The following is a 22,937-nucleotide window of genomic DNA, read 5'->3' on the forward strand; positions in this document are numbered from 1 at the left end:
TGGTCAGCTCTTGTTCGACAGGTCGCCGAGCTGCAGACGGTTCAGGTTGTGCTTGATGACCTCCTTCACCGCCGCGGTCATCACCCCGGTAGAGATCCCCAGCATCAACACGCCGTTACCGGCCTCCAGCGCACCGAGCAACCGCCAGGGTTTGGACAGCACGATGTCGCCATAGCCCAGGGTGGCGAAGGTGACTCCCGAGTAGTACACCGCCGTGGTGAACTCCCCGAACTCGCCGAGCAGCATGAACAGACCGGCCCAGACGAGGATCTGCAGGAAATAGCCGAGCATCATCAGCAGCATCACTGCCCCCAGCACCCCGAAACCCCACAGCAGGGCACTGCCGTCCCCGCCGGCCGGGCCAAGGTGCTGATAGCGTCGTACGTAGTGGTGCAGGCAGAGCACCACGATCATCGCCTCCATGACCAGACAGAGCAGCATCACGGGAAGGCCGACCAGCAGGTTGAGCAGCATGGGGAGTTCTCCTCAGCAGCCGGGCTGCTGCACGCGGCGGCGCAGGCGGCGCTGGTCGAGCAGATAAACCATCAGCCAGGCGTACAGGCTGATGGCGACGAACAGGCCCAGACGCACGGCGAAGGCACTGTAGACATCCTTGCCGGTGGCGCTGTCCTCCACCGACAGGCCGAGCAGGATCAGCATGGTCACCAGGCAGTTGAGCCAGAAGCCCGGGCTCAGCCGGGTGGCGCGCAGCACATACAGCTGGCGCGCCAGCAGCAGGGCGAACAGCCAGGCCCACAGGAAGAACATCCACAGGTGCACGAACAGCTTCAGCGCCAACCAGAACAGGATGGCGAGACATCCGGCGAGCAGGGTCGAGCCGAGCAGCTCGCGGGCGGCACTGCGCACCGTGGCGGTACAGCTCTGCTGCCCGAGGCCGACCGCCTTGAGGATGATCGGCATGTAGGCACCCGGGTTGATCAGCGCCAGCAGGAAGGCCGGCAGCACCACCAGCGCGGCGCGCAACGCGACCCAGTCGGCTTCCGCTCCCGCCAGCACCGGCGCCGGTGGCGCGGCGGGAACGCCGGCGGGCTCGGGAAACAGCCCGTGACCGATGGCCAGCGCCAGCACGGCGAGCAGCAGGCCTTTCACCAGCGCCTCGATGACCGTCAGGGCCAGGCCGAAATCGCTGGTGCCGGCGGCGGAAATCATGGTCAGGCCGATGACGAGGAAGGTGCCGACCAGCTTGTTGCCGCCACGCAGGCCATGGCGGAAGGCGAGGAACAGGCACAGGCCGACCAGCAGCACGCCGGCGAAGGCGAAGTGGCGCAGCAGCGGAATCAACAGCAGCCCACTGCCGGTGGTCAGCGTCGCCATCAGCGCCAGCCCCAGGCCAGCCTTGAGCGACAGGGGGCGGTTCACGCTGGCGAGCAGGAATACCGCGAACACCGGAGCGATCACCGGCAGCGGCAGACCGAAGCCGAAACTGGCCGCCACCGCCAGGGCGGTACCGAGCCCCATACGCAGCGCGCGTTGCGCCCGCGGGGCACGCTCAGTAGGCATAGGACAGCCAGCTCATCAGCCAGAGAAACAGCCGGCCCAGCAGGTTGAGGGGATTGCCCTCGGTGGGGAAGGCCATCACTTCGGCCTGTCCACCGACCCGGATACCCTGCAACTTCTCCACCTCGCCCGGCGCGAACTCGACGATCACCGGGAAGCGCTGGGCCTGGCGCAGCCAGTCGCGACTGTTCTCCACCGTAGGCAGGGTGCCGGGGGCGCTGCTCTGCCCCACGCTCACCCCGTAGCCGACGCTGCGCACCTTGCCGTCGAAGATCCGTCCGGGCAGCACGTCCAGCACGATGCCGACCGGGGTGCCCGGTGCCAGCCGTCCGAGGTTGTTCTCGGTCATGTCGGCGCTGATCCATACGTCGTGGATGGCGATCAGGGTCATCACCGGATTGCCCGCCGCAGCGAACTGGCCGACGTCGGTGCGCAGGTCGGTGATCAACCCGGCCGAACGGGCGTGAACCTGGGTATTGGCGAGATCCAGCTCGGCCTTTTCCAGGGCGGTGGCGGCACTGCGCAGCAGGGCATTCTGCTCCTCGTTGCCACCCTGCTGCTCGCGCGCCCGCTGCACCTCGGCATGCGCCGCGGCGACCTGGCTGACCGCCTGCTGGTGGGTGGCGCGCGAGACTTCGAGGCGACGCAGGGAGATGGTGCCCGGGTCCTCGCGGTACAGGCGCTCGAGGCGTTGCCAATCCTGCTGCGCCTTGAGTTCGTCGGCCTGGGCGGCGCGCAGCTTGGCCTGCGCCGCATCGATGCCGGCGGTGCTGGCGCCAATCTGCCGGCGGGTCGATTCCAGGTCGGCGCGCGCACGGTCGACGGCGATCTGGTAGTGCTGGCGATCCACCTCGAAGAGCAACTCGCCGGCCTTGACGTCCTGGTTGTTGCGCACTTTCACCTGAGTCACCCGACCGGCGACCTCGGCGGCCACCGGCACCACGAAGGCCTGCACGCGCGCCTGCTGGGTATAGGGGGTGAAGCGGTCGGCCAGCAGATACCAGAGCAGGCTGAGGACGATCAGCACGACCACCCCCTTCACCCCGCGGTTGACCGGAGCGGCGGGCGGCTCCGGCGCCTGCTGGACCGCGACCTGGGGGCTGGGCTGCTCTACGTCATTCATGATGATCGCCTTCCTGGTAGGAGGTCGGGGGACTGCCGCCCTCCGGTTCGTCGAGCAGGTCGTCCCAGTCGGTGCGCTGCTGCATCTGCGCGCGGCTGGCCGCGTCGAGCCGGGGCTGGGCACTGCGCCAGCCGCCGCCGAGCGCCTTGTACAGCGCGATCAGGTTGCTCACTGCGCCATTGCGGGTGACCAGGTAGGCGTCCTGCTGCACCAGCAGCGCGCGCTGGGCATCCAGCACACGCTGGAAGTCGGCGTAGCCCTCGCGGTACTGGGCGCTGGCCAGGGTCAGCGAGCGCTCGGCCGACACCGCTGCCTCGCGCAGGATGCGCTCGCGCTCCAGCGCCTTGGTCAGGCCACGCGCGGCATCGTCGGCCTCGCGCGCCGCCTGGCGTACGCTGTCGCGGTAGACTTCGATCAGTTGCTGCAGGCGGGCGTCCTGCACGCGCACGTTATTGGTGATCCGTCCGTAGTCGAGGATGTTCCAGCGCAGCGCGGGGCCACCGACCAGGTCGAGAGTATCGGGCGCGCCATCCAGCGTGCTGCTCGACCAGACGATGCTGCCCAGCAGGCTCAGCGAGGGATACAGATCGGCCTTGGCCACCCCGATGAGCGCCGACTGGGCCGCGACGTTGTACTCGGCGGCGCGGATGTCCGGCCGGCGGCGCAGCAGCTCGGCCGGCACTTCATCGAGCACGGCGCGGTCGACGAGCGGGATCAGCCCTTCCCGCTCGGCCAGCTCCGGCAGCTGCGAGGGTGGACGGCCGACCAGCACGGCGAGGGCATTGCGTGTACGCGCGACCTGATCCTCAAGATCGGGGATGCTGCTCAGGGTGCCAAGGTATTGGGTCTTGGCCTGCTGCAGGTCGAGCTCGTCGCTCTGCCCGCTGGAGAACAGCCGCTCGGTAATCTCGTAGCTGCGCTTCTGCTGTTCGGCATTGCGCCGGGCGACACGCAGGCGCGCCTCGCTGGTGCGCAGGGCGAAATAGGTGTCCGCCACCTGGGCGCGCAGCAGCACCAGCACGTCCTCGTAGTTGGCCTCGGCGGCGAAGTAGGCGGCATCGGCTGATTCGATGGCGCGGCTGAAGCGCCCCCAGAAGTCCAGCTCCCAGCCGACATCCAGGCCCAGGCTGTGCTGCCAGAACTGGCTGTCGCGCGGATTGCGTCCGCCGGACTCGTTGTGGTCGAGATAGACGCTGTCGGCGCTGAGCTGCTGCAACTGCGGGTAGCGCCCGCTCCGGGCGATACCCAGTTGGGCGCGAGCCTCCATCACGCGCAGACCGGCGATGCGCAGGTTGGCGTTGTAGGCGTCGGCCTCGGCGATCAGGCGATCCAGCACGGGGTCCTCGAACACCCGCCACCATTCGCGGATGTCCGCTCCGGCGCGCCGTTCGCTGGCCTGCTCGATGGCCGGGCTGCGCCACTCATCGACCCAGGCCTCACCGGGCGATTGGAAGCCCGGCCCCAGGCGTACGCAGCCAGCCAGGCCGAGCATGCAGGGCCAGAACAGCCTTCGGGAAAGAAGCCGCATCATGCAGGCTTCTCGCTTCAGGTTGGCTTTCGCTCATCCGCCCCGCCATGGCGCCGATGTCCACCTGCCTCGGCCGGCAGGCTGCGCCATGACCGCCAGATGCCCAGCCTCGCGGAAAAATGCATTTCCACCATCGCCTGTCTCCTTGTCCTTGCGAATCGCCTTGGGCCCCTGCTACCGCTCAGCATAGCCGGCCGGTCGCAGGAGCATGGCAAGAAGACAGCGGTCTCGGTTACGCGCCCGCCGCCTGCCGGCCGAACTGGGCGGCAAGGCCGGTCCAGCTCGCCCTGCGCTCCGCCGAGGCATTGATGACCGGCCCGAAGCTGGTCACCTTGACGGGCTTGATGCCGCTGAACTCCAGGATGGTCCGCTTCATCTGCTGATGGCCCGGCATGCGGAATATCCAGCGGTAGTACCAGGGCGGGGTATCCATGGTGACCAGCAGGTGGGCCGAGCGTCCGGCCAGCAGGCGGTCCCAGAACTGCGAATTTTCCCGGTACTTGAACGCGAAGCCCGGCAGGAAGATGCGGTCGATGAAGCCCTTCAGCAACGCCGGCATCGCGCCCCACCAGGTCGGATAGACGAACACCAGATGCTCGGCCCAGGCGATGTCTTCCTGGGCTTTGCGCAGATCGGGCTCCAGTGCCTGTTCCTTGCGGTAGCCTTCATGGAGGATGGGATCGAACGCCAGCTCGCCGAGGCGGATTTGCCGGACTTCGCTTCCCGAGTCGAGCGCCGCTTCGACATAGGCATCGGCCAGGTGCCCGCACAGGCTGTCCGATGAAGGGTGTCCGAGAATCAGTAGTATTTTCTTGCTCACGACTTTACCTTGCGCACGCCAATGGAAACCGGAACGAGGGTAAAGTCTCCCCCTGTAGGCAGAGTCAAGTCGGCGGCGGCCGGTTCGGTTGGCATGCGTCGTGCGCCACCAGGCGCCGGAGGGGGCGCCGTGGTCTACTCTTCACCCGCTCGCCCGTGAAATGGAACTTGCAGGATGTACATAGGAAAAGCAGCCAAACTGTCCGGAACCACGATCAAGAGCATTCGGCATTACGAGAAGATCGGCCTGATCCCCCAGCCGCCGCGCACGGGCAAGTATCGGATATACAGCCAGGAAAGCGTCGACGTACTGCGCTTCATCAAGTGCGCCCAGCAACTGGGCTTCAAGCTCAAGGAGCTGCAAGGCATTCTCGGCGAATACACGGGCAGCGAATTCCCCTGGGAGCAGGCGCAACTCGAAATCGCCAAGAAGAAGGACGAACTGGCCCTCCAAATCGAAGCACTCCAGCAGCTCTATCAGGGATTGGTCGAGTTCGAAAAGAACCTCATGGATGCCAGGGAGGAATGTCATTTGCTCCGCAGCGCCCACGCCGAAAAAAAACCGGCCTCATCAGCGAGCTGAACCTTTTGCTGCAGCGTGCCGGCTATCCGCGCTGCCGGCTGGCTGCAGAAGCATAGCGTCCCGTCGGGCCGACCTTCTCCTCCGGGCCCAATCCCATCCTCGAACGATAATCCGGGCTTCGGAGCCGGCGTTGGTCGGCCTGTCGAACTGACTGCTCGGCGCGGGAGCGGACGAAGCCCGGCGACTCGGCGGTGTTCTCACCACCTCGCCTTCTCAGCCCCTCTGCGTCGCGCCAGCCACAGCCGGGCAAGATGCTCCATCCGGTCCATACTTAAATGCTGGACCCGTAAAAAAGAGGAGCACGAGAATGCTCAGCGTCAATCCCGAAACCATTTCCCGGCTCATCGACTTGTCCCGTGCCTTCCATGCCAAAGAATCGGTCGTCATTCCCCAGGAGCCCAACAGCCCGAGCGACGACTGGGCGTTGCAGGCCTTGGCCGACCACGGGGATGACGAGTATTACGGCGAATTCGAATCGATCATCGATGACCTGGAGCCGGATCAGCAACAGGAAGTGGTGGCACTCATGTGGCTGGGACGCGGCGATGCGTCGCTGGAGGAATGGAGTGATCTGCTCACCCAAGCCAGCGAGCAATGGAACGAACGAACCGCCGAATACCTGATCGCCCATCCGTTCCTGGCGGAGTATCTGCGGGAAGGATTGGATCTGCATGGGTACGAAAGCGAATGATCTCGCCATGTGGCGAGGCGATGGCGCTGACGGGCACGCCGCGCAAAAGCTCCGGGGATGTACCGCTCAGATCAACCGCTCATAGCCCGAGAGCACCTTGACGCTCTGCGTCAGCCCCTGGAGCGAGAGCCGCTCAAGGAACTCGCGAGCGGTGCGCGGTGGATTCTTCAGCGAGGCGCGCTGCGCCTGGGCCGCCTGCAGCACCGCCGCCTGATCCAGATCGAAGAGATCCGCGATGAAATCATCCGGGTGCATCGCCTCGATCTCGAACGGCTCCAGCGCGTCAGGCGGGAAGTCCTTCAGATTGAACGTCACGATAACCGACGCACCACACTTGATCGCCGCAGCCAGCACATGCCGGTCATCCGGATCCGGCAGGTCGAGCGCGCGGCCTAGCGACTCATACCCGCTTACCAGAGCATCCGGTACCGCCCGGTCCATGATCGAAGAGGTACGGTCCAGTTGCTCGCGCGTGAGATCCGGCCGGTTGAGCAGCAGGTTCCGCTTCCACTCCTCATGGATCTCGGCCGTCCAGCGCGCACGATAAATACCGGTCAGTGCCAGGTGCATGAGGAAGTCGCGCAAGGGGGCCGGATACAGAACATTGGCGTCATACACCGCAGTGAACGGCGAGTGCCTCATTCGTAGCCCATCCCCAGCTCCTGGGCTTGCGCGGCAAGTTCATCCATCGCCTGGCGACTTTCGGCATCCCTGCGCTGCTTGTACGCCATGAGATCGGCGAACTTCACCCGGCGATGGCGACCGACCTTGGTGTGCGGGATGACGTTCTCATCCAGCAGCTTTACCAAGTGAGGACGCGAGACATTGAGCAGATCCGCGCCCTCCTGCGTGGTCAGCTCCGCATGGATCGGTACGACCTTGACAGCATTCCCCATGGCCAGCTCGCCGAGGATTTCATCGAGTAGCCGCAGGGCAAAAACAGGCAGCTCGACCGTGTGCGGGCGCTGCTCGTCATCCACGATGTCGATGCGCTGGGTTTCCAGCTTCGTCGACAGGAAGGCAGCCAGTTGGCGGCGAGACTCCACGGCGGCAGCAATCTCCTTGTCGCCAGGAAGCATTGTGCGATCGAGGTCCGCGAGGGTCATGGGCGTCTCCAGGAAAGGATTGAGGCAATCACTCCCGACCTTTTAATCGAAATAAACGAAAACCACAACAAACGAAATAAACGAAACGATGAAAGGCGGATGGCCACACCTCGCCAGTCAGTCCCTTGCCAAATGGCCGTCGATCAACCCCGCCACCTCGGCGGCATGGGTAAAGCCCAAGTCGTGGCCACCGTTGGGGATGACGTGCAACTCGGCGCGAAGCAGCAACTCGGCGAGGCGCTGGCCGACGCGGACGGGGCTGATCGGGTCGGCGTCGCCCCAGAGCAGCAGCACCGGCATGTGCAGCTCGCCCAGCCGGCCGCTAAGGTCGGTGCGGTCGTCGAGGAACCAGCGCGGCAGGTTCGGGTTGGCAGCGGCGAAGTCCGGGCGCCAGTCCTGCGCGCCCAGAGCGGACATGTCCACTCCGCCCGAGGTAACGGTCAGCACCAGGTGGGTGACCCAGTCGGGCCGCTCCAGCGCCGCGCACATCGCGACGATGCCACCCATGGACTGCGCCACCAGCGCGGTCGGCTGGTCGATCTCCGGCAGCACACGGGCCACCAGATCGGTCATGCCGGTCACGCCCGGGTCGGGCGGCGTATTGCCGAAACCGGGCCAGCCGATATGAACCTGCTGCGCCGGATGGGCCAGACGCTCGGCGGCCGGACGCCAGAACCCGGTATCGCCGGAGGCGCCGGGCAGGAACAGGAGTTTGGAAGGGACAGTATTCACCGGATCGGTCCTTGAAGGTGAGGGAATGCAGCTACGTTACAGCAAGACAGGCCTCTACTTGCCCGCCCTCCGAGCAACAGCGTCATCGGCTGATCGACCAGCGCCCCGCCACCTCACCGACCTCGCCGCTGCATTCGAATCCATAGGCAACATAAGCCGCGACCCAATCCATCTGCGGTGCCGATCGCCAGGCTGCTTGCCAAGGCGACTGCCCAACGGTCGGTCATTGGTCCTGTTACGGATCTAGGCTGGGGGGAGGCGAGCCTGCGGAGATGGTCATGTGCGGCAGATTCGTGCAATCCCTGATTCCGGTCGAGTATCTGGAAGCACTAAACATCGAGCTGCCGATAGTGGGCGGCTTCGATCCGGAGCCGATCGGCCGCTACAACGTGGCACCGCGTACCCGCGTCCTGCTCCTGCATCAGGAGGAGGATGAACTTCGGCTGGAGCCGGTCCCCTGGGGCTACGCCCCGTCCTGGGCGATCGGCTCTCGCCCGCCGGCGATCAACGCCAGGGTCGAGAAGGTGGCGACCGGGGCTTTCTGGAGGGGGGCATGGAAAAGCGGACGCGCAGTGGTTCCGGCGGACGGATGGTACGAGTGGAAGCCGTACCCGGCCACCCCGAAGCACAAGCAGCCGTACTACTTCCGCCTGAAAGACGGCGGCCCGCTGTTCTTTCCCGCCATTGGCCAGCTGCCCCGCCATGGTCGGGAGATCCGGGAGGGGGATGGCTTCGCGACGATCACCATGGCGAGCGACGGCGGCATGGCCGAGATTCACGATCGCCGGCCGGTGGTGCTGGGGCCGGACGAGGCGAAGGCGTGGCTCGATCCGGGATTGGCACCCCGAGAAGCTGAGGAGATCCTCCTGCACCGCGGGCTGCCGGCGGAGGCGTTCGAGTGGCATGCGGTGGGACGTGAGGTGGGGAATGTGAAGAGTGAGGGAGCGGGGTTGATAAAGCCGATCAAAAGCAAGAAGGAAAGCTGAAGGCGAGCTGTGATGACTATAGGTTGCTCATAATCCGAGTCGCACCCCGAATTCTGGAGACGCTACGAACACAGTCTTCCAAGAGCCCCATCAGCGAACGGTAACCGGCAGGTGCCACTTTGACTGGCGCCCGATAGACCAGCGCATACACCACATCGGAGAGCTACCCCAGCAGTTACCGCTTGGACTCATGCGCTGCCCATCCGGCAAACCCAAAGCCGCCGCCGGCACACGTAGCTGGCATATGACCGCCCTGATTCGAATGGAAAATCCCCTGCTGCGGCAGTCCTCTCGGCACGTAGGCCATATCGAGCGCAGGCGCCACCAGCCCCGTCGCCTGTCCCTTGCCCCAGACCAGAGCCGCCTGCTTACGGTCGAATGTCCAGCTTCCTGATAAACTCGTGCACCATCACGCATGGACCTGATCTGTGCCCTAGAGCCACTGAGTGCTCTTGCGGCAACGCGATGTGGTCGTGCCCATTCGATTTGTCACATGACGTTTTTGATTTGCTACATCGTAGCAATGGCCTTTGAAAAACACGGAAAAGCGGGCCAAAACGGCACAAAATCAGACACCCAAGAATGCTACAGAAATCAGCCTCAAACGCAGCAACCACGCGGCCTGAGCCGTCCCGCCGCTTCAGCGTCGCACCCATGATGGACTGGACAGACCGCCACTGCCGCTTCTTCCTGCGCCTGCTGTCCAGGAACACCCTCCTCTACACCGAGATGGTCACCACCGGCGCGCTGCTGCATGGCGATCGCCAGCGTTTCCTGGCCTACGACTTGAGCGAGCATCCGTTGGCACTGCAGCTCGGCGGCAGCGTGCCGGCGGAGCTGGCGGCCTGTGCGCGGCTGGCCGAGGAAGCCGGCTACGATGAGGTCAACCTCAACGTCGGCTGCCCGAGCGATCGGGTGCAGCACAACATGATCGGCGCCTGTCTGATGGGGCATCCGGCTCTGGTGGCCGACTGCGTCAAGGCCATGCTGGATGCGGTAGCCATTCCGGTGACGGTCAAGCACCGCATCGGCATCAATGGCCGCGACAGCTATGCCGAGCTGTGCGACTTCGTCGGCCAGGTCGCCGAGGCCGGTTGCCGCAGCTTCACCGTGCATGCGCGCATCGCCATTCTCGAGGGCCTGTCGCCCAAGGAGAACCGCGAGGTGCCGCCGCTGCGTTACGAGGTGGCCGCACAGCTCAAGCGCGACTTCCCGCAGCTGGAATTCATCCTCAACGGCGGGATCAAGATCCTCGATGAGTGCCAGGCGCATCTCGAAACCTTCGACGGCGTGATGCTCGGCCGCGAGGCCTACCACAACCCCTACCTGCTGGCCCGCGTCGACCAGGAGCTGTTCGGCGTCGAGCGTCCGGTACCGAGCCGCGGCGAGGTGCTGCGCCAGCTGCGTCCGTACATCGAGCGGCACATGAGCGAGGGCGGCGCGATGCATCATGTCACCCGCCACATCCTCGGCCTGGCCCAAGGCTTCCCCGGCGCGCGGCGCTTCCGCCAGGTGCTGTCGGTGGACGTGCACAAGAGCGACGATCCGCTCGGCGTGTACGATAGGGCCATCGAGCTGCTCGGCAACCACTGAAAGGCCATTGAGCGGGGGACTGGGCTCGGTTAATGTCGGATGATCTGTAACGACAGGGTTTCGTCTGATGTCATCCAAGCTGGAGCAACTCAAGCAGTACACCACCGTGGTCGCCGACACCGGCGACTTCGACGCCATCGCCCGCCTGCAGCCGGTGGACGCCACCACCAACCCTTCGCTGCTGCTCAAGGCCGCCGCTCTGCCGCGCTATGCCGACCAACTGCAAGCGGCCATCGCCGGCGCCGGGGGCGATCTCGGCCTGGCCTGCGACCGCTTCGCGGTGGCGGTGGGTCGCGAGATCCTGCAGATCATCCCCGGCCGGGTCTCCACCGAGGTGGACTCGCGACTGTCCTTCGACAGCGCCGCCACCATCGAACGCGCCAGGCGTCTGATCGGGCTGTACGAGGCCGCGGGCATCGGTCGCGAACGGGTACTCATCAAGGTCGCCTCGACCTGGGAAGGCATCCGCGCCGCCGAACAGCTCGAGCGCGACGGTATCCAGACCAACCTGACCCTGCTGTTCTCCTTCGCCCAGGCGCAGGCCTGCGCCGACGCCGGGGTGTTCCTCATCTCCCCCTTCGTCGGCCGCATCTACGACTGGTACAAGAAGGCCGAGGGCCGCGATTTCGCCGGCGCCGAGGATCCGGGCGTGCAGTCGGTGACGCGCATCTTCAACTACTACAAGGCCAACGGCTATGCGACCGTGGTGATGGGCGCCAGCTTCCGCAACCTGGGCCAGATCGAGCAACTGGCCGGCTGCGACCGCCTGACCATCAGCCCCGAGCTGCTGCAACAACTGGCCGCCGACCAGGGCGAGCTGCCCCGCCACCTGGGAAGCGAGAACGCCCGGGGCGAGGCTCGCGAGAGCCTCGACGAACGCGCCTTCCGCTGGAAGATGAACGAGGACGCCATGGCCACCGAGAAGCTGGCCGAGGGCATCCGCCTGTTCGCCCGCGACCAGGAAAAGCTCGAGGCGCTGCTGGCCGGCAAGGCCTGAGCCCCCGAGAACGAAAAAAGCCGACCTGCAAGGGTCGGCTTTTTTGTTGGTGCGGGACTCAGTTGCGTTCCAGCGCCGTCACCAGGTCGCTGAACGCCTCGCGATTGTGCTCGTTGAGCCCCATGAGGATGCGGTGCGCTTCCAGCACCTTGGCCTTGACCAGCTCCTCGGAGAGATCCTGGGCCGGCAGGTCGCGCAGACACTCCGGGCAGGGCAACGGGGTGCTCACCACGTTGAAGACCTGCTCGAAGCCCATGGACTCGAGCAGGCGGGAGATGTCGGCGTTGGTGCTGACCAAGGTCGGCAGCAGGCCGATCTTCTGCCGCGAGAGGATCGACAGCTTGGCCAGCAGGCCAAGGGTGGTGCTGTCGATGCTGGAGGTTTCCGTCAGATCGATGATGATCGAGGAAAAATTGTGGGCACCGAAGATCCGCTCGATGGTGGCGTCCAGGGCGGAACACAGGGTCAGGCGCACCTCACCGACGAACTTGAGAACGAAAGTGCCGTTCTGCTCGGCAAACTGGATCTTACCCGTACTCATGCAAACTTCCTGCTCAGCACCAGTAAGGCAATATCATCGGGCATCTCGCCGAGGTTGGCCAGTCCGAACACCCGACTCAGCCCCTCCAGGCTGCCGCCGGCCTGACGGACCATCTGCGGCAGCATCGCCTCCTTCTCCTTGAGCGTCTCGCCGGGCAACAGGTCGAAGATGCCGTCGGAGAACAGGGTCAGGCTGAAATGATCCGGTAACACAAGTTCGTGATCCTCGTAGGTAGCTTCCTCGAAGAGGCCGACCGGCAGTCCGCGCCCCTCCAGGTAGCGTGCTTCGCCGTCGCTGTAGAGCACCGGCAAGGGCAGGTGGCCACCGATGCTGTAGGTCAGCTTGCCGGTACTCTCGTCGATCACGCCGCCGAGCATGGTGACGTGCTTGCCCAGCTTGCAGTTGATCAGTCCGCGGTTGATGTGGCCGAGCACGTCGGAAGGATGGAATTCCGGCATGGGACGGTTGCGGTGGCGCCGCGACTCGTAGAGCAGGCGGGTGGTCATGAACTTGAGCAGTACCGTGACGAACGCCGACGAGGCGCCGTGGCCGGAGACGTCTGCCAGGTAGAAGCCGATGCGGCGCTCGTCGATGCGGAAATAGTCGACGAAGTCGCCCGAGAGATACAGCGAGGGAATGATGCAGTGGGCGAAATGGAATTCGCCCGCCTGCCAGGGCATTTCCGGCAGCATGTTCATCTGCACGTGGCGGCCGGCGTTCTGGTCTTCCTGGAGCAGGCTGAGGCTGGCCTGCAGCTCGCGGTTGGTGGCTTCCAGGCGCTCGCGGTAGCGACGGTTCTCCTGGCGCAGTCGGGCGCGGTCCAAGGCGCGGCGCACCGAGTGATCGAGCACGGCGAGATCATCCAGCGGCTTGACCAGGTAATCGGCCGCACCGAGTCGCAGGGCCTCGACGGCGTCGCTCATATCCCCGGCGGAAGAAACCACGATCACCGGCACACCGCTGTCGCGTTCGCCGAACTCGCGTACCAGCTCGAGGCCACCCAGCCCCGGCACGTTGAGGTCACAGATGACAAGGTCAGGCTGTTCCAGTTCGAAAAGCTGCAGACCGCGCCTGCCGCCGGCAGCCTGCAACACACAGTAACCGGCATCCTCGAGGTAGGCATGCAGCTTGGCACGCACCTCATCCTCATCGTCAATGACCAGCAGCTTGGCACTGATTGTGTGCATGAATCGTCCAGGCAAACGGCGCCGCGGGCGGCTTTGGAGACGTGTTCAACTACGGGGACCACACGGGGCGGCCGATCTATGGCGCGACAGTACTCGCATCGGCTACCGGGTTCAAGACGCAAAGAGGAGGAGGAAATAAACGCTTGCAACGTCTGAAATCCATCCTCCGGGCGCCCTGCCCCGGGCCTTAGAAGTCGTCCTCGACCTGGCCGTCCTTGACCTTGAACTCGCGATTCTGCAAGTAGGCGTTGCGAATGAACACGTACTTGTCGCCGGCGATCACCTTCTCGGCCGACAGCAGTTCTGCGCGGCTATCGACGATGTCCACCGCCTGTACGGTATTGCGCGTCGGCACGTGGCTGATGTGCCCCTTCATGCCGGCCATGCTGTCCGGAACCAGGCCCACGGCATCGCGCGGATTGCTCGGGCCGAAGAACGGCAGCATCAGGTAGGGACCGCTGCCCACACCCCACGCGCCCAGAGTCTGACCGAAGTCTTCGTCGTTGCGCTGCAGGCCGGCATGGCTGGCGACGTCGACGAAGCCCAGCACACCGAACGTGGTGTTGAACAGGAAGCGGGCGGTATCGACGCCGGCATCCTGGAACTTGCCCTGCAGAACATCGTTGCCGAAGTTGCGGATCTCGCCCACGTTGGCGAAGAAGTTGCCAATGCCATCTTCGACGAATTGCGGCGTTACTGCCTGGTAGCCTTTTGCCAGCGGCTTGAGGGCATAGGTATCCAACTTGTCGTTGAACACGAATACCGGACGGTTGAAGGATTCCCAGGGGTCATCTTCACTGGCCTGGCTGATCGCGGGTGCAATGGCCAGCCCGGCCACCGCCAGCAGACGGGCCGAGCCCAGCAGCCACCGAGCGCAAGTCTTGCGCATGAACTTTCTCCTTGAACAATCGGCGCGACCGGCCATCATCGGCCAACCGCATCAAGCCGCGCAGTATATAGGGGTATAAAGTTTTTGCAGCCACAACCGACCGGCGTTCGCTTGATGTCGGTCACCCGCTTGCGCCTCGGCTGGGTTAGTCTTTCAGCTACAGGGTAGCGATCCGCACCGCTGCCCTTCCACCGCAGAAGGAAGATCGTCATGCCCGAAAGCCAACTCCAGCAGCAACTTCAAGACCTGCGTGACCAGCTGGCCGAGGATCCGCCACTGAACGCCGAGGACAAGGCCGCGCTGATCGAGCTGATGAGCGAAATCGAGCTAAGGCTGGCTCGCGAGATCGCCAGCGAGCCCGACGCGAACCTGGTCGATGGCGTCAATCTGGCGGTGGAGCGCTTCGAGGCCAGCCATCCGACCCTGGCCGGCAGCCTGCGCTCCATCGTGCAGACCCTGGCCAACATGGGCATCTGAAACGCACCTGCCGACAACTCGAAGCCGACACGCGCAGGTCGGCTTTTTCGTTTCCGCTTACTGGCGCACCAGGCGCCGATTGTCCAGGCTGACCGCATGGGTGCTGCGGCAGGGGTTGATGTCCAGGCCGCCGCGGCGCACGTAGCGCGCGTACACGGTCAGACGCTCGGGCGCGAGGCGCTCTTTGAGATCCAGATAGATGCGCTCCACGCACTGTTCGTGGAAGTCGCCATGCATGCGCAACGACACCACGTAGGCCAGCAGCGCAGCACGGTTCAGCGCCGGACCGGCATAGTCGATCACTACCGTGCCCCAATCCGGCTGGCCGGTGACCGGGCAGTTGGACTTCAGCAGGTGGCTGTAGAGGGTCTCGCTGACCAGCCGCGAACGGTCACAGACCAGCAGCCCGGCATCGGGCGGGCCGTAGCGGTCGATGGCGATATCCAGATCGTCCAGGCACTCGCCGGCCGGAAGTGCCACCCCCTCCGCCGCCACCTCGTCGAGGCCGCGCACGCGCACCGCCACCGGCGCGCCGGCGGCGGCGGAGAGGTCGCGCGCCAGCACCTCGACCAAGGCCTCGCGACTGGCGAAGCGGGTCTGGTTCAGCGAGTTGAGGTACAGCTTGAACGACTTCGACTCGATGATGCACGGCGAATGGGCCGGGATGGCGAACTCGCCGATGGCCACCAGCGGCTTGCCCTTGTCGTTCAGCCAGGACAGCTCGTAGCAGTTCCACAGGTCGACGCCCACGAAGGGCAGCGCCTGCGGGTCGATACCCAGCTCGTGCCACTTGGGCGCGCGCGGAATGGGAAACAGCAGCTCGGGGGCGTACTCGGCCACGTACTCGGTGGTCTTGCCCAGCGGGGAATGGTGGACGTCTTGCGCCATTGCGAAACTCGAAAAGCGGAAAAGGTGAAGCCTGACGGCCGCCAGCGGCAAAGGCAAGCCCGCCCGGCGTCCGCCCGGCCGGAGTCACTGGCGCATGCCCACGCCGCGCTTGAGCAAGCGCAGGCTGACCGCGTAGAGAATCGCCGCCGCCAGCAGCATCAGGGTGACGGCCGTGCCGATGTGGATGTCGGAAACACCGAGGATGCCGTAGCGGAAAGCGTTGACCATATGCAGGATGGGATTGGCCAGCGATACCGTCTGCCAGAACTCGGGCAGCATGCTGATCGAGTAGAACACCCCGCCCAGGTAGGTCAGCGGGGTCAGCACGAAGGTCGGGATGATAGAGATGTCGTCGAAGTTGCGCGCGTAGACCGCATTGATGAACCCGCACAGCGAGAAGATGGTCGCCGCCAGCAGGATCACCGCGAAGGTGACCAGCGCGTGGTGCACCTGCAGGTGGGTGAAGAACAGCGAGAGCGCGGTGACGATGGCCGCCACCGCCAGGCCGCGCAGCACGCCGCCGATCACGAAGCCGACCAGGATCACGTGCGGCGAGGCCGGGGAGACCATCAACTCCTCGACGGACCGGTGGAACTTGGTGCCGAAAAAGCTCGACACCACGTTGCCGTAGGAGTTGGTGATCACCGACATCATGATCAGCCCTGGGACTATGTACTCCATATAGGAGAAGCCGCGCATGTCGCCGATCTGCCGGCCGATCAGGTTGCCGAAGATGACGAAGTACAGAACCATGGTGATCGCCGGCGGCAGCAGGGTCTGCGGCCAGATGCGCATGAAGCGGCGCACTTCCTTGTGGACGATGGTTTGCAGCGCCACCCAGTTGGCTTGCAGTTCGACAGACATTCACTGGCCTCCGGCGAGATTCTTGGCCACCAGGGAGACGAACAGCTCCTCCAGGCGGTTGGTCTTGTTGCGCAGGCTGAGCACCTCGATGCCCTTGGCGGCGAGCTGGGCGAACAGCGCGTTGATACCCTGGCTCTTCTCCACCTGCACCTCCAGGGTCAGGGGATCGACCAGGGCCACCGGGTAGCCCTCGAGCACCGGCACCCCCTGTTGCGGGCTGCGCAGGTCGAGGAGGAAGGTCTCCACGTGCAGCTTCATCAGCAACTCGCGCATGCTGGTGTGCTCGACGATGCGGCCGTGGTCGATGATGCCGATGTTGCGGCACAGCTGCTCGGCCTCCTCCAGATAGTGCGTGGTGAGGATGATGGTGATGCCCTGCTCGTTCAGCTCGGTCAGGAAGCCCCACATCGAGCGGCGCAGCTCGATGTCCACGCCGGCGGTGGGCTCGTCGAGGATCAGCAGCCGCGGCTGGTGGACCAGCGCGCGGGCGATCATCAGCCGCCGCTTCATGCCGCCGGAGAGCATCCGCGAGGGTACGTTGCGCTTCTCCCACAGGCCCAGCTCGCTCAGGTACCGTTCCGCACGCTCGCCGGCGACGCGCGCCGGGATGCCGTAGTAGCCGGCCTGGGCGACGACGATGTCGAAGGGCTTCTCGAACTGGTTGAAGTTGAACTCCTGGGGCACCACGCCCAGACAGCGCTTGAGTGCCGAGGGTTCGCGGTCGAGGTCGCGGCCGAATACCTCAACCGTGCCGCTGGTCTTGTTCACCAGGGTGGAGAGAATGCCGATGGTGGTGGATTTGCCCGCCCCGTTGGGGCCGAGCAGGGCGAAGAAGTCGCCCTCGGCGACCTCCAGATCGATGCCCTTGAGGGCCTGGAAGCCGTTGCCATAGGTCTTGGTCAACTGGCGAATGGTCAATGCAGGGGTCATGAAGGCAGCCGCGCGTAAAAACGAGAGCACTAGATAGAGGCTACCCGCGACAAATGCAACCTTGCCGAGGGCCGGAAAAGGCCATTGTCGTGTCCCGCCATGCCAGCGACGGCAGGCGAACCCCGGCTGCTATACTCGCCGACCGTTTCACTCAGGACCCCCTGCCATGGCCAACTACCTCGACCATCACCTCGCCCTGCTCGCCCACCTGCGCACCATTCTGGCCGCCCTGGGCGAGGCCGAGCAGGTGCCGGAGGAAAACCACGCGCTGTTTCTCGAGCGCTTCGACGAACTGCTGGCCGATCTGCCGCGGCAGACCGAAGACGCCATCGGCCAGGGCCAGGAGCTGATCGTCCAGGTGTTCCACCGCTACCCGCAGATCGCCCACCTGGTGCCGCGCGACCTGCTGTGGTTCTTCGCCGGCGACTGCCTGCACTACATGCCGGACGAGGAGATCGATCTGTACCAGCAGCTCGACGAGCGCCGTTTCGCCGCCGAGGAGAATGACGAGCCATTCGACTGGGAGCGCGAGAAGCAGCTGCTCGCCCTGCCGGACGACAGCCCCCGCCACTGAGCCCGAGCCCGCCTCTCCCGCGCGGAGAGGCACCGGCCAGCAAAACGCGCGCATAAAAAAAAGACGCCACCCGAAGGTGGCGTCTTTTTCGATTTGGAGCGGGAAACGAGACTCGAACTCGCGACCCCGACCTTGGCAAGGTCGTGCTCTACCAACTGAGCTATTCCCGCGTTGCCTTTCGGCTGCCAGGCTCTTCGCCTGGCGCCCGGATCATCTCCGGACGTTACGCTCCGCTTTCGCGTTGCGCCTGTTGCAAACTGGAGCGGGAAACGAGACTCGAACTCGCGACCCCGACCTTGGCAAGGTCGTGCTCTACCAACTGAGCTATTCCCGCATTGCCTTTCGGCTGCCAGGCTCTTCGCCTGGCGCCCGGATCACCTCCGGACGTTACGCCCCGCCTTCGCGTTGCGCCTGTTGCAAACTGGAGCGGGAAACGAGACTCGAACTCGCGACCCCGACCTTGGCAAGGTCGTGCTCTACCAACTGAGCTATTCCCGCATAGTGGCGTCCCCTAGGGGACTCGAACCCCTGTTACCGCCGTGAAAGGGCGGTGTCCTAGGCCACTAGACGAAGGGGACGCGGCCTGGAACTTATAACAGCTTTGACTGCCACATTTTCCAACTTCCTCGCTATGCTAGCGTCTTGCTTTCGCTTTGACTCATGCTTCGCTTCGGAAGTGCGCGCATTCTAGGAAGCGACCACCAAGGCGTCAACCCCTCCTTTGAATTTTTTTTCAAATCAATGGCTTGCGCTGAATTGGCGACTCACTCGAATGAACCCGCACCGCCCCTGACGAACAGCTTTGACGTGCTATAAACGAACCCCCTCCTCAACCCGCATCAAGGATCTGCCCTCATGAGCATGACCCTCTATGGCGCCCCGCTCTCCCCGTTCGTCCGCAAGGTCCGCCTGCTCCTGGCGGAAAAGGGCCTCGACTACCAACTGGAAATCATCGCCCCACTGCAACAACCGGACTGGTTCTACGACATCAGCCCGCTGGGCCGCATCCCCGGCTTCAAGCACGACGACCTGGCGCTGGCCGACTCCAGCGTGATCGGCCAGTACCTCGAGGAGCGCTTCCCCGAGACGCCGGCGCTGTATGGCGATACCCCGGAGACAAAGGCGCGCATCCGCTGGCTGGAGAAGTATGCCGACTACGAGCTGGCCCCGCTGGCCACCTTCGCGGTGTTCTTCAACCGCGCCCTGAAGCCGATGCGTGGCCAGCCCTGCGACGAGACCGCGGTGCAGGCCGCCCTCGACAAGCTGCCGAAGCATTTCGACTATCTGGAGAAGGTACTGGACGGCGCCGACTACTTCGTCGGCAATCGCCTGAGCGCCGCTGACCTGGCGTTCGCCTGCCAGCTGATCAACATGCAGCACGGCGGCGAGGCGCTCGACGCCGGCCGCTGGCCCGGTCTGGCCGACCTGCTGTCGCGCCTGTGCCAGCGCGACAGCGTGCGGGCGATCCTGCCGGGCGAATGCAGCGCCCTGGAGAAGCTGCTCGCGCGCGCTTAGACCACCGCCTGAGTCGGCGTCCGGGGCCGCCGAGCGGGCGGTCCCGGACGTTCAGGGCGAAACTCAGCCCGCCAGCAAACGCAGCCCCACCCAGTGCCGGGCGAATTGCTGGGCACAGCGCCCGTTGCGGTTACCGCGCCCGGTGGCCCAGCGGATCGCCAGCTTTTCCAGCTCCTCGTCCCAGTGCCAGGCCAGGTCGGCGCGCGCTGCCAGCACGCCGATCCAGTGCTGCACCACCTGCAGATACTCCGGCTGGGTGAAGGGATAGAAGGACAGCCACAGGCCGAAACGATCGGACAGGGCGACCTTGTCTTCCACCGCCTCCGAGGGATGCACCTCGCCATCCACCAGGGTCGCGTCCAGGTTGTCGCTCAGCCGCTCGGGCACCAGATGGCGGCGATTGGAGGTGGCGTACAGCAGCACGTTGTCCGGCGCCTGCTCAAGGGAGCCGTCCAGCACGCTCTTCAATACCCGATAGTCGCCCTCGCCGGATTCGAAGGACAGGTCGTCGCAGAACAGCACGAAGCGCTGCGGCAGGCCGGCCAGCAGCTCGACAACCCGCGGCAGGTCGGCCAGATCGTCACGCTCGATCTCGATCAGGCGCAGGCCTTCCTCGGCGTACTCCGCCAGCAGGGCGCGCACCAGCGACGACTTGCCGGTACCCCGCGCGCCCCAGAGCAGCGCATGGTTGGCCGGCAGGCCGGCGACGAACTGCCGGGTGTTGCCTCCGAGCACCTCGCGCTGGCGATCCACGCCGAGCAGGTCGTGCAGGTGCAGGTCGAGACGCACCTCGAGCGGGCGCAGCCCGCCGTGCCGGCCCTCGCGCTGCCAGCGGGCCGCCAGGCAAACATTCCAATCGATGGGCGGCAGCGGCTGCGGCAGCAACGGTTGCACACGCTCGAGCACCTGCTCGACGCGCTCCAGAAACTCATTCAGACGATTTTCCACGCAAGACTCCCTGCAATGAACTGAGACATCCGCAGCGCCGGCGCCGGCGGCGGATCGGCTATCCTTGACGACCGCCCGCAGATCGGGACGCCGCACTTCAATCCCCGTATGGACATACCTCTCAAGCAACGACTTTCCTTCCGGCAGGCCAGCCTGACGGTCATGGTGGCCTTCGCCCTGGGTGCGTTGTTCAGCCTGATTCAGGTGGCGCTCGATTATGCCAGCGAGGACGCGCTCATCAACCAGGAGGCCGACGCTCTGCTGGAGATCAGCCAGGCCCCGGCCCTGCGCGCGCTGCGCGACGGCGACTCCGCACTGGCCAGCGAACTGATGCAGGGCCTGCTGCAGTCGCCTGCCGTGATGGGCGCCGAACTGCTCGGCGCCGAGGGTACTCCGCTGGCCAGCCTGTCCCGTCCAGCCAATGCCGGCGGCTGGGGTGCACGCCTGAGCAGCCTGCTGTTCGGCGCGGGACGGAGCATCGAGCGACCGCTGCCGCCCGGCTCGCCCGGCTCGCCCCTGCTCGGCCGGCAGCGCCTCGAGATCGACACCTACGTCTACGGCAGCCGCTTCCTGCATCGCGCCGCCGTCACCCTGGCGGTCAACTTCGTCAGCTGCCTGCTGCTCAGCCTGATCCTGCTGGGCCTGCTCTACCTGCTGCTGACCCGCCCGCTCACCGCCCTGATCGGTGCCCTGCGCCAGCGCGATCCGCTGCGGAGCGAGCAGCCGCCGCTGCCCTGCCCCAGCGGTCATCAACGCGACGAGATCGGCCTGCTGGTAGCCGCCTGCAACCGTCAATTGGCCCTGCTCGATAGAGAAATCGCCCAGCGCCGGGCCGCCGAGGAACGCCTGACCTACTCGCTGGCCGAACTGGAGGAGCGCGTGCGCCTGCGCACCACCGAACTGGAGAGCACCAACCGCGAACTCCTCGATGCCAATCGCGAACTGCAGCAGGCCCAGCGGACCACCCTGGCGATGGCCCAGGCCCGCAGCCAGTTCCTCGCCAGCATGAGTCACGAGATCCGCACTCCGCTCAACGGCCTGCTCGGCATGCTCGCCCTGGCGCTGGACAATCCGCTGCCGCAGCAGGTGCGCCAGCAGCTGACCATCGCCCACGACTCGGGACGGACCCTGGTCGAGCTGCTCAACGGCGTCCTCGACCTGTCCAAGTTCGAGGCCGGCCAGCTCGAGCTGGAGCATACCCCCTTCGACCTCGCCAGCCTGGTCGAGGACACCGCCAGCCTGCTGTCGCAGAACGCCGCGCCCGGCGTCGAGCTGAGCTGCCTGATCGCCCCCGACCTGCCCGGCGAGGTGATCGGCGACCCCCTGCGGGTGCGCCAGATCGTCAGCAACCTGCTGTCCAATGCGCTCAAGTTCACCCGTCATGGCCGCGTCGACGTGCGCCTGATCGCCAACCCCGACGGCATCCTGCTGGAAGTGCGCGACACCGGCATCGGCATCGCCCGCGAAGCGCTGTCGCGGATCTTCCAGCCCTTCGCCCAAGCAGAAGCCGGGATCAGCCGCCAGTACGGCGGCACCGGCTTGGGCCTGACCCTGACCCGCCGCCTCTGCGAAGCCATGCACGGCACGCTCGAGGTGGAATCCCAGCCGGGCCTGGGCAGCCGTTTCAGCGTGCGTCTGCCACTGGCGACCCATGCCGCGGCCACCGCGCTACCGCCGCTGCAGGGCACGGTGGTGGCCCTGTGCTCGCGGCGCAGCGGCCTCAGCGAGCTGCTGGAAACCTGGCTACCGGCCTGGGGACTGGACTATCGCCGCCAGGATCCGGACGCCAGCCTGGCCGGCCTGAGCACCGACATCCTGATCTCCGACTGCCCGGACTGCCTGAGCCTGCTACGCGCGTCATACAGCGCGCCCATCCTGCTGGTCAGCGCCTACGGCGAGCTGCTGCCGGAAGACCAAGCGCTCAGGTTGCAACCGCTCGAACAGATGGCCCGGCCGCTGGCGCGCGCCGCCCTCTACCAGGCCCTGCAGCGCCATCTGAAACCGGCGACAATCCCCCAAGTCGAGCAGTCGCTGGCACCGGCGCCGAGCGAGCCGCGCATCCTGCTGGTCGAGGACAACCCGGTGAACCAGCTGGTGGTGAAGGGACTGCTCGGCCGTCTGGGGCTGACTGTGACCATCGCCCGGCATGGCGAGGAGGCGCTGAAAATCCTCCAGCAGCGCGATTTCGACTTGGTGCTGATGGACTGCAACCTGCCGCTGATGGATGGCTACGAAGCGACCCGGCAGATCCGCCGCGAACAGCGCTGGGCCGGGCTGCCGGTGATCGCCCTGACCGCCAACGTGCTGCCCGAGGAGCGCGAACGCTGCCAGCGCGCCGGGATGAACGACTACCTGAGCAAGCCCCTGCGCCGCGGGGAGCTGGAAGCCATGCTCGAGCGCTGGCTGCCGCCGCGAGGCGCCCGTCCGGCCTGAAGGAATGCCCGGCAG

General features: G+C 65.5%; 24 protein-coding genes and 4 tRNA genes. 9 read left to right on the plus strand and 19 right to left on the minus strand.

The features are described from left to right. Window positions 1-3: 3 nt before the first annotated feature. From LMJ29_RS02315 to LMJ29_RS02335, 5 genes are all read right to left on the minus strand, one after another. Window positions 4-474 carry a potassium channel family protein gene (locus LMJ29_RS02315; protein WP_229603676.1) on the minus strand — a complete coding sequence of 157 codons (471 nt, stop codon included), beginning with the start codon at window positions 472-474 and terminating at the stop codon, window positions 4-6. A 12-nt stretch (window positions 475-486) separates the two neighbouring features. After that, the gene (locus LMJ29_RS02320; protein WP_229603678.1) at window positions 487-1,521 is read right to left on the minus strand and encodes a DUF2955 domain-containing protein; all 1,035 of its coding nucleotides are present in this window, start codon (window positions 1,519-1,521) and stop codon (window positions 487-489) included. Next, on the minus strand, window positions 1,511-2,641 hold the full coding sequence (locus LMJ29_RS02325; protein ID WP_229603680.1) for an HlyD family secretion protein: 1,131 nt from the start codon (window positions 2,639-2,641) through the stop codon (window positions 1,511-1,513). The genes LMJ29_RS02320 and LMJ29_RS02325 overlap by 11 nt, the downstream gene beginning before the upstream one ends. Beyond that, window positions 2,634-4,169 (minus strand): efflux transporter outer membrane subunit, encoded by a 1,536-nt coding sequence (locus LMJ29_RS02330; protein ID WP_229603874.1) that lies wholly within the window; start codon window positions 4,167-4,169, stop codon window positions 2,634-2,636. Before LMJ29_RS02330 ends, LMJ29_RS02325 begins: the two co-directional genes overlap by 8 nt. 232 nt (window positions 4,170-4,401) lie before the next feature. Further along, entirely contained in the window at window positions 4,402-4,989 is a 588-nt protein-coding gene (locus tag LMJ29_RS02335; RefSeq protein ID WP_229603682.1) for an NAD(P)H-dependent oxidoreductase, read from the minus strand. A gap of 174 nt (window positions 4,990-5,163) precedes the next feature. On the opposite strand from LMJ29_RS02335, the gene LMJ29_RS02340 reads away from it, so the two are divergent. Then, window positions 5,164-5,571: a MerR family transcriptional regulator gene (locus LMJ29_RS02340; RefSeq protein ID WP_229603683.1), complete on the plus strand. Its 408-nt coding sequence runs from the start codon at window positions 5,164-5,166 to the stop codon at window positions 5,569-5,571. Between the two features lie 307 nt (window positions 5,572-5,878). After that, on the plus strand, window positions 5,879-6,262 hold the full coding sequence (locus LMJ29_RS02345; RefSeq protein WP_229603685.1) for a DUF3775 domain-containing protein: 384 nt from the start codon (window positions 5,879-5,881) through the stop codon (window positions 6,260-6,262). A gap of 66 nt (window positions 6,263-6,328) precedes the next feature. Here the strand turns inward: LMJ29_RS02345 and LMJ29_RS02350 are convergent, their stop codons facing one another. The 3 genes from LMJ29_RS02350 to LMJ29_RS02360 all read right to left on the minus strand — a co-directional run bounded on the left by LMJ29_RS02350 (window position 6,329) and on the right by LMJ29_RS02360 (window position 8,100). Then, a complete protein-coding gene (locus LMJ29_RS02350) occupies window positions 6,329-6,904 on the minus strand; it encodes a PIN domain-containing protein (protein ID WP_229603687.1) in 576 nt (191 codons plus the stop codon). Further along, entirely contained in the window at window positions 6,901-7,368 is a 468-nt protein-coding gene (locus tag LMJ29_RS02355) for a helix-turn-helix domain-containing protein (protein WP_229603689.1), read from the minus strand. The genes LMJ29_RS02350 and LMJ29_RS02355 overlap by 4 nt, the downstream gene beginning before the upstream one ends. Before the next feature lie 117 nt (window positions 7,369-7,485). Further along, on the minus strand, window positions 7,486-8,100 hold the full coding sequence (locus LMJ29_RS02360; RefSeq protein WP_229603691.1) for an alpha/beta fold hydrolase: 615 nt from the start codon (window positions 8,098-8,100) through the stop codon (window positions 7,486-7,488). 278 nt (window positions 8,101-8,378) lie between these two features. Here LMJ29_RS02360 and LMJ29_RS02365 point away from each other — a divergent pair, with 278 nt between their 5' ends. The 3 genes from LMJ29_RS02365 to tal all read left to right on the plus strand — a co-directional run bounded on the left by LMJ29_RS02365 (window position 8,379) and on the right by tal (window position 11,676). Continuing rightward, a complete protein-coding gene (locus tag LMJ29_RS02365) occupies window positions 8,379-9,086 on the plus strand; it encodes an SOS response-associated peptidase family protein (protein WP_229603693.1) in 708 nt (235 codons plus the stop codon). Window positions 9,087-9,668: 582 nt separating this feature from the next. Next, window positions 9,669-10,679 (plus strand): tRNA dihydrouridine(20/20a) synthase DusA, encoded by a 1,011-nt coding sequence (dusA, locus tag LMJ29_RS02370; RefSeq protein ID WP_229603695.1) that lies wholly within the window; start codon window positions 9,669-9,671, stop codon window positions 10,677-10,679. Window positions 10,680-10,746: 67 nt separating this feature from the next. Continuing rightward, window positions 10,747-11,676: a transaldolase gene (gene tal / locus LMJ29_RS02375; protein WP_229603697.1), complete on the plus strand. Its 930-nt coding sequence runs from the start codon at window positions 10,747-10,749 to the stop codon at window positions 11,674-11,676. Between the two features lie 58 nt (window positions 11,677-11,734). Here tal and rssC read toward each other — a convergent pair whose 3' ends face one another. From rssC to LMJ29_RS02390, 3 genes are all read right to left on the minus strand, one after another. After that, the gene (gene rssC / locus LMJ29_RS02380; protein ID WP_229603699.1) at window positions 11,735-12,217 is read right to left on the minus strand and encodes an anti-sigma factor antagonist RssC; all 483 of its coding nucleotides are present in this window, start codon (window positions 12,215-12,217) and stop codon (window positions 11,735-11,737) included. Further along, window positions 12,214-13,404 carry a two-component system response regulator RssB gene (rssB, locus tag LMJ29_RS02385; protein ID WP_229603700.1) on the minus strand — a complete coding sequence of 397 codons (1,191 nt, stop codon included), beginning with the start codon at window positions 13,402-13,404 and terminating at the stop codon, window positions 12,214-12,216. The genes rssC and rssB overlap by 4 nt, the downstream gene beginning before the upstream one ends. A 187-nt stretch (window positions 13,405-13,591) precedes the next feature. Further along, window positions 13,592-14,293, minus strand: a complete 702-nt coding sequence (locus LMJ29_RS02390) for an MlaA family lipoprotein (RefSeq protein WP_229603702.1) — start codon at window positions 14,291-14,293, stop codon at window positions 13,592-13,594. A gap of 210 nt (window positions 14,294-14,503) precedes the next feature. Here LMJ29_RS02390 and LMJ29_RS02395 point away from each other — a divergent pair, with 210 nt between their 5' ends. Beyond that, window positions 14,504-14,770, plus strand: a complete 267-nt coding sequence (locus tag LMJ29_RS02395; protein ID WP_229603704.1) for a DUF4404 family protein — start codon at window positions 14,504-14,506, stop codon at window positions 14,768-14,770. A gap of 57 nt (window positions 14,771-14,827) precedes the next feature. On the opposite strand, the gene queF is transcribed toward LMJ29_RS02395, so the two are convergent. The 3 genes from queF to LMJ29_RS02410 form a co-directional block, all read right to left on the minus strand. Then, window positions 14,828-15,658, minus strand: a complete 831-nt coding sequence (gene queF / locus LMJ29_RS02400; RefSeq protein ID WP_229603706.1) for an NADPH-dependent 7-cyano-7-deazaguanine reductase QueF — start codon at window positions 15,656-15,658, stop codon at window positions 14,828-14,830. 84 nt (window positions 15,659-15,742) lie between these two features. Further along, window positions 15,743-16,522, minus strand: a complete 780-nt coding sequence (locus tag LMJ29_RS02405) for an ABC transporter permease (protein ID WP_229603708.1) — start codon at window positions 16,520-16,522, stop codon at window positions 15,743-15,745. Beyond that, entirely contained in the window at window positions 16,523-17,452 is a 930-nt protein-coding gene (locus LMJ29_RS02410) for an ABC transporter ATP-binding protein (protein ID WP_229603710.1), read from the minus strand. A 166-nt stretch (window positions 17,453-17,618) separates the two neighbouring features. Between LMJ29_RS02410 and LMJ29_RS02415 the strand changes: the two genes are divergently transcribed. Continuing rightward, the gene (locus tag LMJ29_RS02415; protein ID WP_229603711.1) at window positions 17,619-18,026 is read left to right on the plus strand and encodes a PA2817 family protein; all 408 of its coding nucleotides are present in this window, start codon (window positions 17,619-17,621) and stop codon (window positions 18,024-18,026) included. A gap of 94 nt (window positions 18,027-18,120) precedes the next feature. Here the strand turns inward: LMJ29_RS02415 and LMJ29_RS02420 are convergent. The 4 genes from LMJ29_RS02420 to LMJ29_RS02435 all read right to left on the minus strand — a co-directional run bounded on the left by LMJ29_RS02420 (window position 18,121) and on the right by LMJ29_RS02435 (window position 18,604). Beyond that, window positions 18,121-18,196, minus strand: a tRNA-Gly gene (locus tag LMJ29_RS02420). 88 nt (window positions 18,197-18,284) lie between these two features. Then, window positions 18,285-18,360 (minus strand) — tRNA-Gly (locus LMJ29_RS02425). An 88-nt stretch (window positions 18,361-18,448) separates the two neighbouring features. Next, window positions 18,449-18,524: transfer RNA gene (locus LMJ29_RS02430), tRNA-Gly, on the minus strand. Between the two features lie 4 nt (window positions 18,525-18,528). Further along, a tRNA-Glu gene (locus tag LMJ29_RS02435) sits at window positions 18,529-18,604 on the minus strand. A gap of 277 nt (window positions 18,605-18,881) precedes the next feature. On the opposite strand from LMJ29_RS02435, the gene LMJ29_RS02440 reads away from it, so the two are divergent. Continuing rightward, window positions 18,882-19,541, plus strand: coding sequence for a glutathione S-transferase family protein (locus tag LMJ29_RS02440; RefSeq protein WP_229603713.1), 660 nt, complete (start codon window positions 18,882-18,884; stop codon window positions 19,539-19,541). Between the two features lie 63 nt (window positions 19,542-19,604). On the opposite strand, the gene LMJ29_RS02445 is transcribed toward LMJ29_RS02440, so the two are convergent. Continuing rightward, complete coding sequence (locus tag LMJ29_RS02445; protein ID WP_229603714.1) at window positions 19,605-20,489, minus strand: ATP-binding protein; 885 nt, start codon at window positions 20,487-20,489, stop codon at window positions 19,605-19,607. Between the two features lie 108 nt (window positions 20,490-20,597). On the opposite strand from LMJ29_RS02445, the gene LMJ29_RS02450 reads away from it, so the two are divergent. After that, window positions 20,598-22,922 (plus strand): hybrid sensor histidine kinase/response regulator, encoded by a 2,325-nt coding sequence (locus LMJ29_RS02450; protein ID WP_229603716.1) that lies wholly within the window; start codon window positions 20,598-20,600, stop codon window positions 22,920-22,922. The last annotated feature ends 15 nt before the right edge of the window (window positions 22,923-22,937 follow it).

This window comes from Pseudomonas oryzagri, assembly GCF_020831405.1.
In the GTDB taxonomy this organism is placed as follows: domain Bacteria; phylum Pseudomonadota; class Gammaproteobacteria; order Pseudomonadales; family Pseudomonadaceae; genus Geopseudomonas; species Geopseudomonas oryzagri.